This window comes from Paraburkholderia sp. BL9I2N2, from assembly GCF_004339745.1.
Lineage (GTDB): Bacteria > Pseudomonadota > Gammaproteobacteria > Burkholderiales > Burkholderiaceae > Paraburkholderia.
This window is the reverse complement of sequence record NZ_SMGP01000002.1, coordinates 1889673-1903812: the sequence shown is the minus strand read 5'-3', so window position 1 is coordinate 1903812 and position 14140 is coordinate 1889673. Positions and strand designations below refer to the sequence as shown.

Here is a 14140-nt window from a genome sequence, read left to right as displayed (position 1 = left end):
TTTACTGAATGATGCGTTTTCCGCATCATGTCGCTCACACCAACGCTTCGACATCAAGAGACGGGAACCGTGACGCCATTCAATCCACAACAACTCGTCAGACTCGCCCACGAGCACGGCACGCCGCTGTGGGTCTACGACGCTGACGTAATCCGCACACGCATTGCCGAATTGCGCAGCTTCGATGTGATCCGCTATGCGCAGAAAGCGTGTTCGAACCTGCATATCCTCAAACTGATGCGCGAGGAAGGCGCGATGGTCGACGCGGTCTCGTTGGGTGAACTCAAACGCAGCCTCGCGGCAGGCTTCACGCCTGATGGCGATCCCGAAGGCGTCGTGTTTACGGCGGACCTGATCGATCATGCGACGCTCGCCACCGTGATCGAGCATCGCATTACAGTCAATGTGGGCTCGCTCGATATGCTCGAACGGATAGGACGGCATGCGCCCGAAGGTCATCGCGTGTGGCTGCGGATCAATCCGGGCTTCGGTCACGGGCACAGCAACAAGACCAACACGGGCGGCGAGCATAGCAAGCATGGCATCTGGCTCGACGATGTGCCGCACGCGGTCGAGCTGATCCGGCGTTATCGCCTGAAGCTGGTCGGGCTGCACATGCATATCGGTTCGGGCGTCGACTATGGACATCTGTCGCGCGTTTGCGATGCGATGGTCGAAGCCGTGAAGGGCCTGGGCCACGATATCGAAGCGATTTCCGCGGGCGGTGGTTTGTCAGTGCCGTATCGCGAAGGCGAGCCCGATATCGACGTCGCGCACTACTTCCGGCTTTGGGACGCGGCGCGCCGGCAGATCGAAGCGCATGTCGGGCATGGCGTGAGGTTGGAGATCGAACCGGGCCGCTTCCTCGTCGCGCAATCGGGCGTGCTCGTCGCGGAAGTTCACGCATTGAATCGACGCCCCGCGCAGCAGTTTGCTTTGGTCGATGCCGGATTCAACGATCTCGTACGGCCATCGTTTTACGGCAGTCATCATGAGATGACGGTGCTGAAACGCGACGGCTCGCCGAGCGAAGCGCCGGTCGATTCGTTCGCAGTGGCCGGGCCGCTGTGCGAAGCCGGCGATGTCTTCACCCAAGTTGCAGGCGGCGTCATTACGAACCGCTCAATACCGATACCCGAAGTGGGCGACTTCATCGTGTTTCACGATGCAGGCGCCTACGGCGCGTCGATGTCCTCGAACTACAACAGCCGGCCGCTTGTGCCCGAGGTGTTGCTCGAGCATGGCAAGCCGCGACTGATCCGCCGGCGGCAAACGGTCGACGAGTTGCTCGCGCTCGAAACGACGGCCTGATCTCAGCGCCACCTCAATGCCGCGTCAACGCGCCCGCACCGTGCGCGTGTACGAAGCGATCATCGTGGCGAGTTCCTGCGCGGCGGGCGTGAGCGGAATGGCCGCGCGCTGCAGCAGGCAGACGTTCTGTTCGACCGCGCGCTCGCGCACTGGAATGGCGGTGAGCGTGCTCGCAAACGGTCCGCGCTTGACCACGATCGACGCTTCCAGCGACAGGCAATCCGTCGCGCTCACCAGATGCAGCGTTTCGTACAGGCCTTCCACTGTCGCGACGATTTTCGGCGGCGGCAGGCCGTGGCTTTCGAACAGATGGTTCAGGCGGTTGATTTGCGGATCGTCCGTGAGATTCGGCGAACGCGTGGCCACCCACGTGCAATCGACCAGTTCGGCCAGCGTGGTCGCACCAGCTTTCGGATGCCCTTGGCGGCAGACGATCACCGGATCGGACGGATACAGCGGCGTCACCGAGAGATCGGCGGTATCCGTGTGCTTCGATACCAACGCAACCGCGAAATCCAGCGTGCCTTCGCGAATCCACGAAATCATCATGCGCGAAGTGCCGGTGCGCAGATGCACCGCGACCCGCTCGAAGCGCGTGCGAAATTCCATCAGCACCGGCGCGAACGCATCGATCAGCGGTTCGGTGGTCATGCCGAAGGTGACATCGCCGACGTAGTCGCCGCGCAGTTGCTGCACTTCCTGTTCGGCGCGTTCGCATTCGCCGATAATCGCGCCGGCGCGCTGCAACAGCCGCTGGCCGAGCGCGGTCAGCGCAATGCCGCGGTTCGTGCGGGTGAACAGGGTCGCGCCGAGCATCGATTCGAGATTCTGCAGTTGTTGCGTGATGCCGCTCTGCGCGATGCCGAGCGCCCGCGAGGCCGCGCGTATGCTGCCATGCTCGGCCACGGCGGTGAACGCGCGGAGCTGGGAGATCGTCAACGCCATGAGGGCTGCCGTCCAGTGATCGGTAAAAGTGATCATGATAGTCCGAATGGGACTTCTTTGAGGCGCAGACGCGGCATAGGATAGCTCGGTCGTCATTCGCCCCACCCACACTTCGTGCTCCCATGAAAATTCCGTTGATGATCTTGAGCGCCGCGCTGGTTTTCAGCAGTGGCGCGTTTGCCGCTGAGCCCACCACGCTGCGCCTCGGTATCGACCCGAGCTATCCGCCGATGGACGCCAAGGCGCCCGAGGGCAGCTTCAAAGGTTTCGACGTCGATCTCGGCAATGAAATCTGCAAGCGCATCCGCGCGCGCTGCCAGTGGGTCGAACTCGAATTTTCGGGAATGATTCCGGCGCTGCAGGCGCGCAAGATCGACGCGATCCTTTCGTCGATGGCGATCACGGAGAAGCGCGAGCAACAGATTCTGTTTTCGTCGAAACTCTTTCAGTTCAAGTCGCGGCTGATCGCGCGCCAAGGTTCGGCGCTCGCGGGCGGCACGAATGCGCTGGCGGGCAAGCAGATCGGCGTGCAGTCGGGCACGCAGTTCGAGGGCTATGCGCTGAAGAACTGGGCGCCGCTCGGCGCGCATGTGGTGGCGTACAAGAGTCAGGACGAAGTGTTCGCCGACTTGCAGAACGGGCGACTGGACGGCGCGTTGCTCGGTTCGGTGGAAGCGGACATCGGTTTCTTGCGTACGCCGGCGGGCAAGGGCTTTGCGTTCGTCGGCGAACCGCTTTCGATGGGCGATCGCGGCGTGGGCATCGGCTTGCGCAAGGACGAGACCGCGGTGCAGGCTTCCATCAACGCGGCGATCGCCTCGATGCTCAAGGACGGCACGTACGCGCAGATCGCGAAGAAGTACTTCGACTTCGATCCGTACGGCAATTGATTCTTCGACTTCCGACTTCTCTTCTACAGACCCCCGCTCATGAACAGGCAATCGATTCCGCTTCTCTCGCCGGCTATCGGCACGCACCGCGAACTGGTGTCGTTTCATTTCGGCCCGGCGAATAGCGGGCAGAAGATTTATATCCAGTCGTCGCTGCATGCCGATGAAACGCCCGCGATGCTGGCGACGGTGTTGTTGAAGCGTCGTTTGCTCGAACTGGAAAAGCAAGGCGCGCTGAACGCGGAAATCGTGCTGGTGCCCGTGGCGAATCCGGTCGGGCTCGGGCAATACGTGCTCGGGCAGTTTCTTGGCCGCTTCGATCTGGGCAGCGGGAAGAACTTCAATCGCCACTTCCTGCAGTTCTCGAAGCTGGTCGCGCGCGCTAAAGAAACGCTGGGTTCCAATGCAGCCGAGAACGTGCGGCTAGTGCGAAAGTTGATTGCCGACGAACTGGCCGAACAGAAACCATTGACCGAGTTCGAATCGCTGCAACTGGCGTTGCTGCAACTCTCGTTCGATGCGGATGTGATTATCGATCTCCACTGTTCGCTCGAAGCGGCCATGCATCTCTACACCAGCGAGGCGGCGTGGCCGGAGTTCGAGCCGTTGTCGCGCTATCTCGGCGCACAGGCGTCGTTACTCGCCACCAATTCAGGCGGCGAATCGTTCGATGAAACGCATAGTCTTTTGTGGTGGAAATTGCAGCAGGAGTTGCCGGCCGATAAGCCGGTGCCCAACGGTGCGATCGCCGTGACCGTGGAATGCCGCGGGCAGCGCGACGTGTCCTATGAAGTCGCTCAGGAAGATGCCGACGCGCTTGTCGATTATCTGGGGTGGCGCAAGGCGATCAAGCTCGATGCCAAGCCCTTGCCGGAGCTGCTGTCGCCTGCCACGCCGCTCGCCGGCAGCGAGCAGTTCTATGCGCCCGTAAGCGGGATTCTGATTCATCGCGCGAAGATCGGCGATACGATTCGCGTCGGCCAGGCGCTGTTCGATATCGTCGATCCGCTGACCGACGAGACCACGACGATCGCAAGCAAAACCGAAGGTGTGCTTTACATGCGGCGCGCGATTCGCTTCGTGACGGCCGGCGCGCCGCTCGGGCGTGTGACGGGTACGCGGGCTTTCAGGACTGGGGTTTTGCTGGGTGCCTGATGCTTTTCTTTCTACAGGCGCGCGCTGTCATTCAGGCCGCGCCTACTGCTTCCTTCCCACCAGATACGTCACACCATTCGGACCAAAGCGCTCCGCATGCGGCTTGTTCGCCGGCAAGTGGAAGACGTCGCCGACGCGATACGCCCGCACTTCGTCGTCCATGCGTATGCTCATTTCGCCTTCCAGGATCAGGGCCTTGGCTTCGAATGGATGCTCGTGAATTTCCATCTCGACGTTGGCCTCGCGCGTGACAACCACGGCGTCAGGGAAGCCTTCTTTCGTCAGGCTTTCGATGAATGCGTTACGGTCCATGATGTGCCCATCAGCAGGAAGTGGCGAAGACTGAATGTAACGCTATCCGCCATTTCGTGCAGGACGTCTTGCGCGACACAACCTGCGCTGAGCTACGGTCAAGCGCGCCGCCGAGGCGGCCGCCTGACCGAAGCCCTTTACCTTCACCGGCCCTTAGTTCACCACCAACACCGGCGCAACCGCCGCTGGATCGCTAATGCTCGGACGCCCATTCTCGACGTGACCCGCAAGACGGCGCGAGAAGCTGGCGTCGTCATGACTCGTCACCGTCAAGTCGTACCAGTGATGGCTCGACGCCAGCACCCACGCTTCTTCGATATGCGCGCCGGCCGGCACCAGCACCGGACGCGGGCGCGCGCCGTACGCGTTGTCCGTCACCGTCAGACGCGCAATGCCGCTGCCCTTGTTGCTGAACTTCAGGAACACGTTGCCGTTCGCGGCGTCGTATTGCACCTTCACTTCCGGTTCCGCCGGTTTGTTGTTGCCGCGGCCGGCGGCGATCTGCGCGTTCTGCGCCGTCGACTGCTGCGTGTTGCCCGCAAACTTGCGCACGAAGCCATTCGGGCCGAACACTTCGAAGGTGTACACGCCGTTGGTCATCGTCAGATCGAACGTCTCGTTGATCGACTTGCCCGCTTCGACGGTGTAACGCCACGGACCGTCCGTGCGATTCGTCGCGTACATATAGAAGTGCGCGCCTTGATCGCCGGTGTTGCCGATCGAGATCTCGAACGTGTTCTTCTTCTCGTTGGCCTGGCCATTCACATGCAACTCGTACGGCAACGCGCGCGCGAAACGAATGCCGCTTTCCTGCGGATCGATAGCGCCCGGCGTCGCGGGCACGGTCGGCTTCGGCTGCGTTGCGCACTGGTTGTCGGCGATGCTCTTGTAGTTGCTCGTGTCCGGCAGCGGCGGCACTTTCGAGTCCGGCGTGCGGAAGTCGAAGGCCGTGGTCAAGTCGCCGCACACCGCGCGGCGCCATGCCGTGATGTTCGGCTCATACACGCCAAAGCGCGCTTCGATGAAGCGAATCACCGACGTATGATCGAACACCTGCGAGCAGACAAAGCCGCCCTTGCTCCAAGGCGACACGATCGTCATCGGCACGCGCGGGCCGAGGCCGTACGGCAGGCCGTCGGCGGTGTAGCTGCCGCCGCGCTGCGGATTCACCACGTTGTGAATTTCGCCTTCGGTGCTGACCGTCGACTTGCCTTGCGCGCCGGTCGTCGCCGGTTGCGGCGGCACGAGGTGATCGAAGAAGCCGTCGTTCTCGTCGTACATGATGAACAACACCGTCTTGCTCCACACCTCGGGATTCGACGTCAACGCATCGAGAATCTGCGAGGTGTACTCCGCGCCGTATGCGGGCGTATAGCTCGGGTGTTCCGAGTACGCGGCCGGCGGGCACAACCACGACACTTGCGGCAGCTTGTTGGCCAGCACGTCGGCCTTCAGGTCGTCGATGGTGCGCACGGTTTGCGCGCGCTCATACAACGGCGAACCCGGCTGCGCGTTGATGAAATTCGTGAAGTTCTGCAGGATGTTGGTGCCGTAGTTGCCGTTCAACGGATCGGCGCCGGTCAGCCCCTGCTGGTACACCTGCCACGAAATGCCCGCGGATTGCAGACGTTCCGGGTACGTGGTCCACGAGAGCAACTGATAATTCGGCGGACCGTCGCCGTCGACGAAATCGTTGTTGTCGAGCAGCGGTCCACCCAGCGTGCCGCTCGGATCGACCATGCCGGTCATCAGATACGAGCGGTTCGGGTGCGTCGGTCCCGGCAGCGAGCAGAAGTACGCGTCGCAGATGGTGAACGCATCGGCCAGCGCGTAGTGGAACGGAATGTCGCTGCGCAGGTGATAGCCCATCGTCATGTCGGTCTTGTTGGCGGGCCACTGGTCGTAGCGGCCGCCGTCGATCGCGGCATGAGTCTTGTACCAGGAGTGATCCAGATCGCCGACGCATTGCGCGCTGGTGGTCGCCGTGTTCAGATGGAACGGCAGAACCGGCTGGGTCGGATCTTCCTTCGACGGTTGATACCACACCGGCTTGCCGTTCGGCAGCGGAATCGGGAAGCGGTCGTTGTAGCCACGCACGCCGCGCATATGGCCGAAGTAGTGGTCGAACGAGCGGTTCTCCTGCATGAATACGACGATGTGCTCGACATCGCGGATCGTGCCGGTGCGCGAAAACGCGGGAACGGCGAGCGCATTGCGAATCGACTCGGGCAGCGCGGTCAGCGCGGCGGCAGCGCCGGCGGATGAAGCCACGGTCTGCAGGAAACGGCGACGGCTAGTTGATGTCATCGAATATCACCTTCTGCGGGGGGAAGAATAGCGCGCCACGCGCGCCGGTGGAATTAGGTCAGTTGCTGCTGGCGCTGTCGCCGGGTGCGTAATGCATGACAGGCGCGACTTGCTGGTTGTCCGCGGCGAGACTGGCTTGCATGTTCTGCGTGATTGGATCGGAGGCCGCTGCCGGGTCTGCCGCGAGTGTTGAGGATGCGTTGAGGATTGGCGTTGCGGGCGCTGCCGCCGCATTCGGCGCGGCGTCGTTGTTCGCAGCGGCCGGCGTTGTCGATGCTGCCGACGGCGCGGAATCATCCGCACCGCAACCGCTCAACGCTAAAGTTGCAAGTGCAACCAAAACGGCACTCGCGACGCGTTTGTTTTGTCCCATGTCTACATCCAGTTTCGTGAAAGCGGATGCAGTGTCTAATCCTTTCAAGAAATAATTGTGAAACGTTTGCGAGTGGTAAAACTTGCGTCGATAAGTCGGTTTTTCGAAAGAAAGTGGAAAGTGATAAGTAGGAGAATGGTCACCGCGGCGCCTTATGCCTGACATTCAGGCGCGCTGAAAAATGGACGGCTTTGCTCAACCGATAAGTTCATGACACACATCGAACAACCCTTCGACATCACGCGCCTCGAAGACGAATGGCTGGAAGCAGACGGCTTTGGCGGTTTCGCGTCGGGCACCGTGGGCACGCTGCGCACGCGCCGCTATCACGCGTTGCTGCTCACCGCGACGCGCGCGCCAGGCGGGCGCGTGGTGCTGGTCAACGGCGTGGAGGCGTGGCTCGAAGCGAACGGCGAGCGTTATCCATTGAGCATGCAGCGGTACGTGCCCGACTTGATTTATCCGGACCTGACAGCGAGTCTTGCCGCGTTCGATACGAAGCCATGGCCAACGTGGCGTTTTCAGATCGCCGCGCAGCTAGTGGTGACCGCTGATGTGTTCGTCAGCAAGACGACCCGCGAAACTGTTTTGCGCTGGCGCCTGGACGGTGGTGCTGGAGTCGCTTCTCAAGCGAGCACGCTGACATTGAAAGTCAGGCCGCTGCTGTCGGGCCGCGACTATCATGCGCTGCACCATGAAAACGCCGCGTTCAACTTCAACGCGCAGACGAGCGACGGCCAGGCCAGCGTATATTGGCAACCCTACGGCGACCTGCCGGTAATCCACGCCGCGACGAATGGCGTCTACACGCACGCGCCCGATTGGTATCGCAACTTCTGCTATGTTCGCGAGCGGGAGCGCGGCCTCGACTTCGGCGAGGATCTCGCCACGCCCGGCGTGTTCAGCTTCAATCTCGCCGATGGCGAAGCGGTGATGATTCTCAGCGCTTCAGGCGCCACGAGCGGAACGCAACCGGCGAACGCAAGAGCGGCAGCCATCCACGCAGCAGAACTCGCGCGCATCGAACAACAACGCCGCGACGCGCTCGGCTCACGCCTGCAGCGCTCCGCCGACGCCTACGTCGTGACGCGCAACGAAGGCCGCACGATCCTCGCGGGTTTTCCGTGGTTCACCGACTGGGGGCGCGACACGTTCATCGCGATGCGTGGCTTGCTGATCGCATCGGGCCGGCTCGACGCCGCGGAAGCGATCCTGCTCGAATGGTCGAGTACGTTGTCAGAAGGCATGCTGCCGAATCGCTTTCCCGACTATGGCGACACGCCGGAATACAACTCCGTCGACGCATCGCTGTGGTTCATCGTCGCCGTCCACGACTATCTGGCGACGCATCACGCGAGCGCTGCAACGCAGCAGCGGCTGCAAGAGGCCAGCGAATCCATCCTCACGGGCTACACGAAAGGCACGCGCTTCAACATCCAGGCGTCAGCCGACGATGGCCTGCTGAGCGCCGGCGTACCCGGCGTGCAACTCACGTGGATGGATGCGAAAGTCGGCGACTGGGTGGTGACGCCGCGCATCGGCAAGCCGGTCGAGGTGCAAGCACTTTGGATCAACGCATTGCGCATTGCAGCAACGTGGAATCCGCGGTGGCAGCCGGCCGCTGAGCGAGCGTTGCAAGCGTTTCATGAACGCTTCGTCGATCCGTCCACGCAAGCGCTTTTCGACAACGTGGACGTCGACCACGTCAAAGGCGCGATAGATCGCGCGATCCGGCCCAACCAGATCTTTGCCGTAGGCGGCCTGCCGTTTCCGTTGCTGGAGGGCGCACCGGCGCGCGCGGTGCTCGATCAGGTGGAAGCGCAGTTGCTCACGCCGCTGGGACTGCGGACGCTCGCGCCGTCCGATCCTGCCTATCGCGGACACTACAACGGGTCTCCACTCGAGCGCGATGGCGCCTATCATCAAGGAACCGTGTGGCCGTGGCTGCTCGGCCCGTTCGTCGAAGCGTGGCTGCGAGTCCACGGCGGCGCGGCGGATGCCCGTATGCAGGCGAAAACGCGTTTTCTCGACCCGCTCTACGCGCATCTCGACCACGCCGGTCTCGACCATCTCTCCGAAATCGCCGACGGCGATGCGCCGCACGCACTCGCCGGCACGCCGTTTCAGGCGTGGTCGCTGGGAGAGTTGCTGCGCATTGAACACCTGCTCGCCGGGTTGGCGACCGCGGGTGCCTAAACCGCGCTACGATGTGTGTCCCACCGCCAAGCCCGATGCAAGGATGTAGTCATGCCACCGCTGCGCGCTGCCAATCTGCTCGCCACCATTGAAGGTTCACGGCTGCATTCGGCCGACTGTGCGCATTGGCAGCGCTGGGGGCCGTATCTCAGCGAGCGTCAATGGGGTACCGTGCGCGAGGATTACAGCCCGGACGGCACCGCCTGGGACTATTTTCCGCACGACCATGCGCGCAGCCGCGCGTATCGCTGGGGTGAGGACGGCATTGCCGGTTTCGGCGACGACAAGCTGAGCTGGTGCGTCTCGCTCGCGCTATGGAACCGCAAGGACGCGATCCTGAAGGAGCGTCTGTTCGGCGTCACGAATGCGCAGGGCAATCATGGCGAGGACGTGAAGGAGCTGTACTTCTACGTCGACGGCACGCCGACGCATTCGTACATGCGCATGCTCTACAAGTATCCGCAAGCCGCCTTTCCGTACGACGACCTCGTTCAGGAAAACGGGCGCCGTGGCGGCGACATGCCGGAGTACGAAATTCTCGACACGGGCGTGTTCGACGATTTGCGCTACTTCGACGTGCAGGTGGAATACGCCAAACACGCGCCGGACGACATTCTCATGCGCGTGACCATCGAGAATCGCGGCGATCAGGCGGCCTCGCTGGATGTGCTGCCGCAAATCTGGGCGCGCAATTCATGGTCGTGGAAGGAGAGCAAAGACAAGCCCTCGCTCGCCGCCGGCACGGACCACAATGGCGAGGTGCATGTGGTCGGGCATCAGCATGGCCATGAGCCGATTGTCGTTACCGCCTGGTCGAAAGACGCACCGCAGCTGACGTGGCTCTTCTGCGAGAACGACACCAACGTCAAGCGCCTCTTCAACATGGACGGCGCGGGCCCGTTCAAAGACGGCTTCAACGATTACATCGTGCACGGCGATGAACAGGCGATTCGCCGCAACGCGGGCACCAAGGCCGGCGCGCATGCGGCGATCGAGCTCGAACCATATGGACGCGCCGTGGTGTACATGCGCTGGCGTCCGCAGTCGAGTCCCGACGACGTGCAGCTCGATGCCGATGCGATCTTCGCGCACCGCATCGCCGAGGCCGACGAATTCTATGGCGCGCTGCAACACGAGATCACCGACCCCGATGCGCGGCTCGTGCAGCGCCAGGCACTCGCCGGCATGCTGTGGTCGAAGCAGTACTACCAATACGACGTGCAGCGCTGGCTCGACGGCGATCCGCTTCAGCCGACCCCGCCCGCCGGCCGCAAACGCGGCCGCAATATGGACTGGCGGCATCTGTGCAATGCGGACATCGTGTCGATGCCCGATAAGTGGGAATACCCGTGGTACGCGTCGTGGGACCTGGCGTTTCATGCGGCCGCATTCGCGCTGATCGACCCGGCGTTCGCGAAACGGCAGTTGCTACTGCTGGTAAAGGACCGCTATCAGCATCCGAACGGTCAGATCCCCGCCTATGAATGGGCGCTCGGCGACGCCAATCCGCCTGTGCATGCGTGGGCCGCGTGGCGCGTGTATGAAATCGACCGCGCGCTCACCGGCAAGGCGGATCGCGATTTTCTGGAACTCGTGTTCCATAAGCTGTTGCTGAATTTCACATGGTGGGTGAACCGCAAGGACGCCGACGGCCACAATATTTTCCAGGGCGGTTTTCTCGGGCTAGATAACGTCGGGATATTCGACCGTTCATCGCCGCTGCCGACCGGCGGCCACATCGATCAGTCCGACGGTACGGCGTGGATGGCCGCGTACGCGCTCGACCTGATGCGTATCGCGCTGGAACTCGCGTACGCCAATCACGTGTTCGTCGACATCGGCGTGAAGTTCTTCGAGCACTTTCTGTATATCGCCGAGGCCGTGAGTTGCGACGACGGCTGCGAAACGGGCCTGTGGGACAACGAGGACGAGTTCTTCTATGACAAGCTGCACCTGCCGGACGGCAGCAGCATTCCCATGCGGTTGCGCTCGATCGTGGGTCTGATTCCGCTATTTGCGGTGCACGTGCTCGAAGAGCGTCTGCATGGCGGCTTGCCGTGTTTGCGCGAACGGCTTGTCTGGTTCCTCGAACATCGTCCCGATCTGGCGAAGCTGGTTTCGCGCTGGAACGAGCCGGGCAAGGGCAATGCGCTGCTGCTCTCGCTATTGCGTGGGCATCGCATGAAAGCGTTGTTGCGCCGCGCGCTCGACGAAAGCGAATTTCTTTCCGATCATGGCGTGCGGGCACTGTCGCGGTACCACCGCGATCATCCGTTCGTGTTCAATCACAATGGCGACAGTTTTACCGTGAAGTATTTGCCGGCCGAATCCGATACGCGTGTGTTCGGCGGCAATTCTAACTGGCGCGGTCCGGTGTGGATGCCGGTGAACTATTTGTTGATCGAGTCGCTATACGAATTTCACCGCTATTACGGTGAGGATTTTAAAGTCGAGTATCCGACCGGCTCGGGCGAGAAGTTCTCGCTGAGCCACATCGCCGACGAACTGGCGCGCCGCTGCACTACGCTGTTTCTTAAGAACAAGGACGGCGAGCGTCCGGTCATGGGTGCTTATCCGCTGTTACAGGCCGACCCGCGTTCGCGCGATCTGATCCTGTTCCATGAGTATTTCCATGGCGATAGCGGACGCGGCGTGGGCGCTTCGCATCAGACCGGCTGGACCGGGCTGGTTGCGTTGCTGTTGCAGCCGCGCGCGATGAGCGCGTCGGGCAATGTGCCGCTGGCGGGCGAACCGGATCAGGCGCCGATTCCAACTTCACCTTCGGCGCAAGCCACAGCGCCTGCGCGCCCGGCGGAGCCCGCGTCTGTCCCCGAGCCGGCGCACGCATCGGCGAAGTAGTGCGCGGCGGCGCAAGCGAGTGAGGTTGCACAAGCCATACAACGTCGCATAGTGAACAGGTTGCGTGGCTGTTTTTGAACTGTGTGGGTTCAAGCGTGGTCTTTCATGTACCACCACGTCCGTTCCATTGGTTTCCAAAAGTGAATCCCATGTCGACTACATCGAATACCCCAGCAGCCGATCGCCCCGCCGCCAGTCAACTACCGAGCTGCAAAGTCAGCGCGAGCCCGCAGGAAGCGCCCGCCTCGCCGCCCGGCAAGCGGCCCGCGCCGCCGTGTACGCTGGTGATCTTCGGCGCCGGCGGCGACCTGACCAAGCGGCTTTTGATGCCGGCGATGTACAACCTCGCGGTGGATGGCCTGCTCGACGACGGCATGAAAATCATCGGCGTGAATCATGGCGAGCGCGAGACTAGCGTGTGGCGCGAAGATCTGCACAAGTCGCTCGAACAGTTTGCCGCCGACAAAGCCAGCACTTTCCACGCCGGCAAGCTCGACGACAAGGCGTGGGACTGGGTCGCGCAACGCCTCGAATACATGGCCGGCGAATTCGAAACCGACGATGTCTTCACGAAGCTCAAGCAAAAGCTCGAGCAGACGCCGGGCGCCAACGTGATCTTCTATCTCGCGGTCAGCGCGCGCTTTTTCAAACCGATCGTCGAGCATCTCGGCAAAGCCGGTCTGCTGAAAGAGGGCGACAGCGGCGGCGGTTTCCGCCGCATCGTGATCGAGAAACCGTTCGGCACCGATCTCGCCTCGGCGCGCGATCTGAACGCGCATATCCTGTCGTACGCGAAAGAGACGCAGGTGTATCGCATCGATCACTTTCTCGGTAAGGACACCGTGCAGAGCATTCTCGCAGTGCGCTTCGCCAACGCGCTGTTCGAACCCATGTGGCGGCGCGAATATATCGACAGCGTGCAGATCACAGCGGCGGAAACCATCGGCGTGGAAGGGCGCGGCAAGTTCTACGAACAGACCGGCGCGTTCCGCGACATGCTGCCGAACCATCTGTTCCAACTGCTCGGCATGGTCGCCATGGAGCCGCCCAATTCGTTCGACGCCGAAGCCGTGCGCGACAAGAAGGCCGAAATCTCCGACGCGATCAAGCCGCTGACGCCGGACGATGTCGTGTTCGGTCAATACGAAAAGGGTCCGGCCGGTGTCGGCTATCGCGAGGAACCGGACGTCGCGCCGGACAGCACGACGGAAACGTACGCCGCGGCGCGCGTGTTCGTCGAGAACTGGCGCTGGGCCGGCGTGCCGTTCTATCTGCGCACCGGCAAACGGTTGGCCGCGCGTCGCACGGAAATCTCGGTGCAACTGAAGCCGGTGCCGTTCCGCCTGTTCCGCGACACACCCGTCGATGCGCTCACGCCGAACGTGCTGACCTTGCGCATCGATCCGGCTCACGGCACGAGCTTCGACTTCAACGTTAAAACGCCGGGGCCGGTCATGCAGATCGGCGCGGTGCAGTCGTCGTTCGACTATGCCGACTTCTTCGCGGAACGCGCCAACGTCGGCTATGAGACGTTGCTCTACGACTGCATGCTCGGCGACGAGACGCTGTTCCAGCGCGCCGACAGCATCGAAACGAGCTGGTGCGCGGTGGACGACGTGCTGCATCCGAAAGCCGGCGGCGCGATGCCGGTGCATGGTTATGCGGCCGGCAGCGAAGGCCCCGCGGAAGCAGACGCGCTATTGGCGCGCGACGGTCACGCATGGCGGCCGTTGAAAAGGGATGCTGTGCAGAAGAAGTAATTCAACGAGTCGCACCAACACAATCGGGGGAC

At 62.2% G+C, this 14140-nt stretch carries 10 protein-coding genes; 6 read left to right on the top strand and 4 right to left on the bottom strand.

Features of this window, described 5'->3' with window-relative positions; translation table 11 throughout:
* Positions 1–27 precede the first annotated feature (27 nt).
* Positions 28–1311, top strand: coding sequence for a diaminopimelate decarboxylase (gene lysA, locus B0G74_RS30560; protein WP_132379205.1), 1284 nt, complete (start codon positions 28–30; stop codon positions 1309–1311).
* Between the two features lie 24 nt (positions 1312–1335).
* Here the strand turns inward: lysA and B0G74_RS30555 are convergent, their stop codons facing one another.
* The gene (locus tag B0G74_RS30555; protein WP_132379524.1) at positions 1336–2256 is read right to left on the bottom strand and encodes a LysR substrate-binding domain-containing protein; all 921 of its coding nucleotides are present in this window, start codon (positions 2254–2256) and stop codon (positions 1336–1338) included.
* A gap of 122 nt (positions 2257–2378) precedes the next feature.
* Here B0G74_RS30555 and B0G74_RS30550 point away from each other — a divergent pair, with 122 nt between their 5' ends.
* Positions 2379–3146, top strand: coding sequence for a transporter substrate-binding domain-containing protein (locus B0G74_RS30550; protein ID WP_132379203.1), 768 nt, complete (start codon positions 2379–2381; stop codon positions 3144–3146).
* 39 nt (positions 3147–3185) lie between these two features.
* Entirely contained in the window at positions 3186–4301 is a 1116-nt protein-coding gene (locus tag B0G74_RS30545) for a succinylglutamate desuccinylase/aspartoacylase family protein (protein WP_132379202.1), read from the top strand.
* Between the two features lie 42 nt (positions 4302–4343).
* On the opposite strand, the gene B0G74_RS30540 is transcribed toward B0G74_RS30545, so the two are convergent.
* From B0G74_RS30540 to B0G74_RS30530, 3 genes are all read right to left on the bottom strand, one after another.
* Positions 4344–4613 carry a cupin domain-containing protein gene (locus B0G74_RS30540; protein WP_132379200.1) on the bottom strand — a complete coding sequence of 90 codons (270 nt, stop codon included), beginning with the start codon at positions 4611–4613 and terminating at the stop codon, positions 4344–4346.
* Positions 4614–4766: 153 nt separating this feature from the next.
* Positions 4767–6920, bottom strand: coding sequence for a phospholipase C, phosphocholine-specific (locus tag B0G74_RS30535; RefSeq protein ID WP_132379198.1), 2154 nt, complete (start codon positions 6918–6920; stop codon positions 4767–4769).
* 58 nt (positions 6921–6978) lie between these two features.
* Positions 6979–7458: a hypothetical protein gene (locus B0G74_RS30530; RefSeq protein ID WP_243658353.1), complete on the bottom strand. Its 480-nt coding sequence runs from the start codon at positions 7456–7458 to the stop codon at positions 6979–6981.
* 45 nt (positions 7459–7503) lie between these two features.
* On the opposite strand from B0G74_RS30530, the gene B0G74_RS30525 reads away from it, so the two are divergent.
* From B0G74_RS30525 to zwf, 3 genes are all read left to right on the top strand, one after another.
* A complete protein-coding gene (locus B0G74_RS30525; RefSeq protein WP_132379196.1) occupies positions 7504–9489 on the top strand; it encodes an amylo-alpha-1,6-glucosidase in 1986 nt (661 codons plus the stop codon).
* A 51-nt stretch (positions 9490–9540) separates the two neighbouring features.
* Positions 9541–12348 carry a glucosidase gene (locus tag B0G74_RS30520; RefSeq protein WP_132379194.1) on the top strand — a complete coding sequence of 936 codons (2808 nt, stop codon included), beginning with the start codon at positions 9541–9543 and terminating at the stop codon, positions 12346–12348.
* Positions 12349–12497: 149 nt separating this feature from the next.
* A complete protein-coding gene (gene zwf, locus B0G74_RS30515; protein WP_132379192.1) occupies positions 12498–14108 on the top strand; it encodes a glucose-6-phosphate dehydrogenase in 1611 nt (536 codons plus the stop codon).
* Positions 14109–14140 lie beyond the last annotated feature (32 nt).

What these genes read in the sequence shown, in the direction of transcription:
- B0G74_RS30550 (WP_132379203.1), top strand. Translation starts at nt 2,379, where the DNA reads ATGAAAATTCCGTTGATGATCTTGAGCGCCGCGCTGGTTTTCAGCAGT.
- zwf (WP_132379192.1), top strand. Translation starts at nt 12,498, where the DNA reads ATGTCGACTACATCGAATACCCCAGCAGCCGATCGCCCCGCCGCCAGT.
- B0G74_RS30535 (WP_132379198.1), bottom strand. Translation starts at nt 6,920, where the DNA reads ATGACATCAACTAGCCGTCGCCGTTTCCTGCAGACCGTGGCTTCATCC.
- B0G74_RS30555 (WP_132379524.1), bottom strand. Translation starts at nt 2,256, where the DNA reads ATGGCGTTGACGATCTCCCAGCTCCGCGCGTTCACCGCCGTGGCCGAG.
- B0G74_RS30530 (WP_243658353.1), bottom strand. Translation starts at nt 7,458, where the DNA reads ATGTCAGGCATAAGGCGCCGCGGTGACCATTCTCCTACTTATCACTTT.
- B0G74_RS30545 (WP_132379202.1), top strand. Translation starts at nt 3,186, where the DNA reads ATGAACAGGCAATCGATTCCGCTTCTCTCGCCGGCTATCGGCACGCAC.
- B0G74_RS30520 (WP_132379194.1), top strand. Translation starts at nt 9,541, where the DNA reads ATGCCACCGCTGCGCGCTGCCAATCTGCTCGCCACCATTGAAGGTTCA.
- B0G74_RS30525 (WP_132379196.1), top strand. Translation starts at nt 7,504, where the DNA reads ATGACACACATCGAACAACCCTTCGACATCACGCGCCTCGAAGACGAA.
- B0G74_RS30540 (WP_132379200.1), bottom strand. Translation starts at nt 4,613, where the DNA reads ATGGACCGTAACGCATTCATCGAAAGCCTGACGAAAGAAGGCTTCCCT.
- lysA (WP_132379205.1), top strand. Translation starts at nt 28, where the DNA reads ATGTCGCTCACACCAACGCTTCGACATCAAGAGACGGGAACCGTGACG.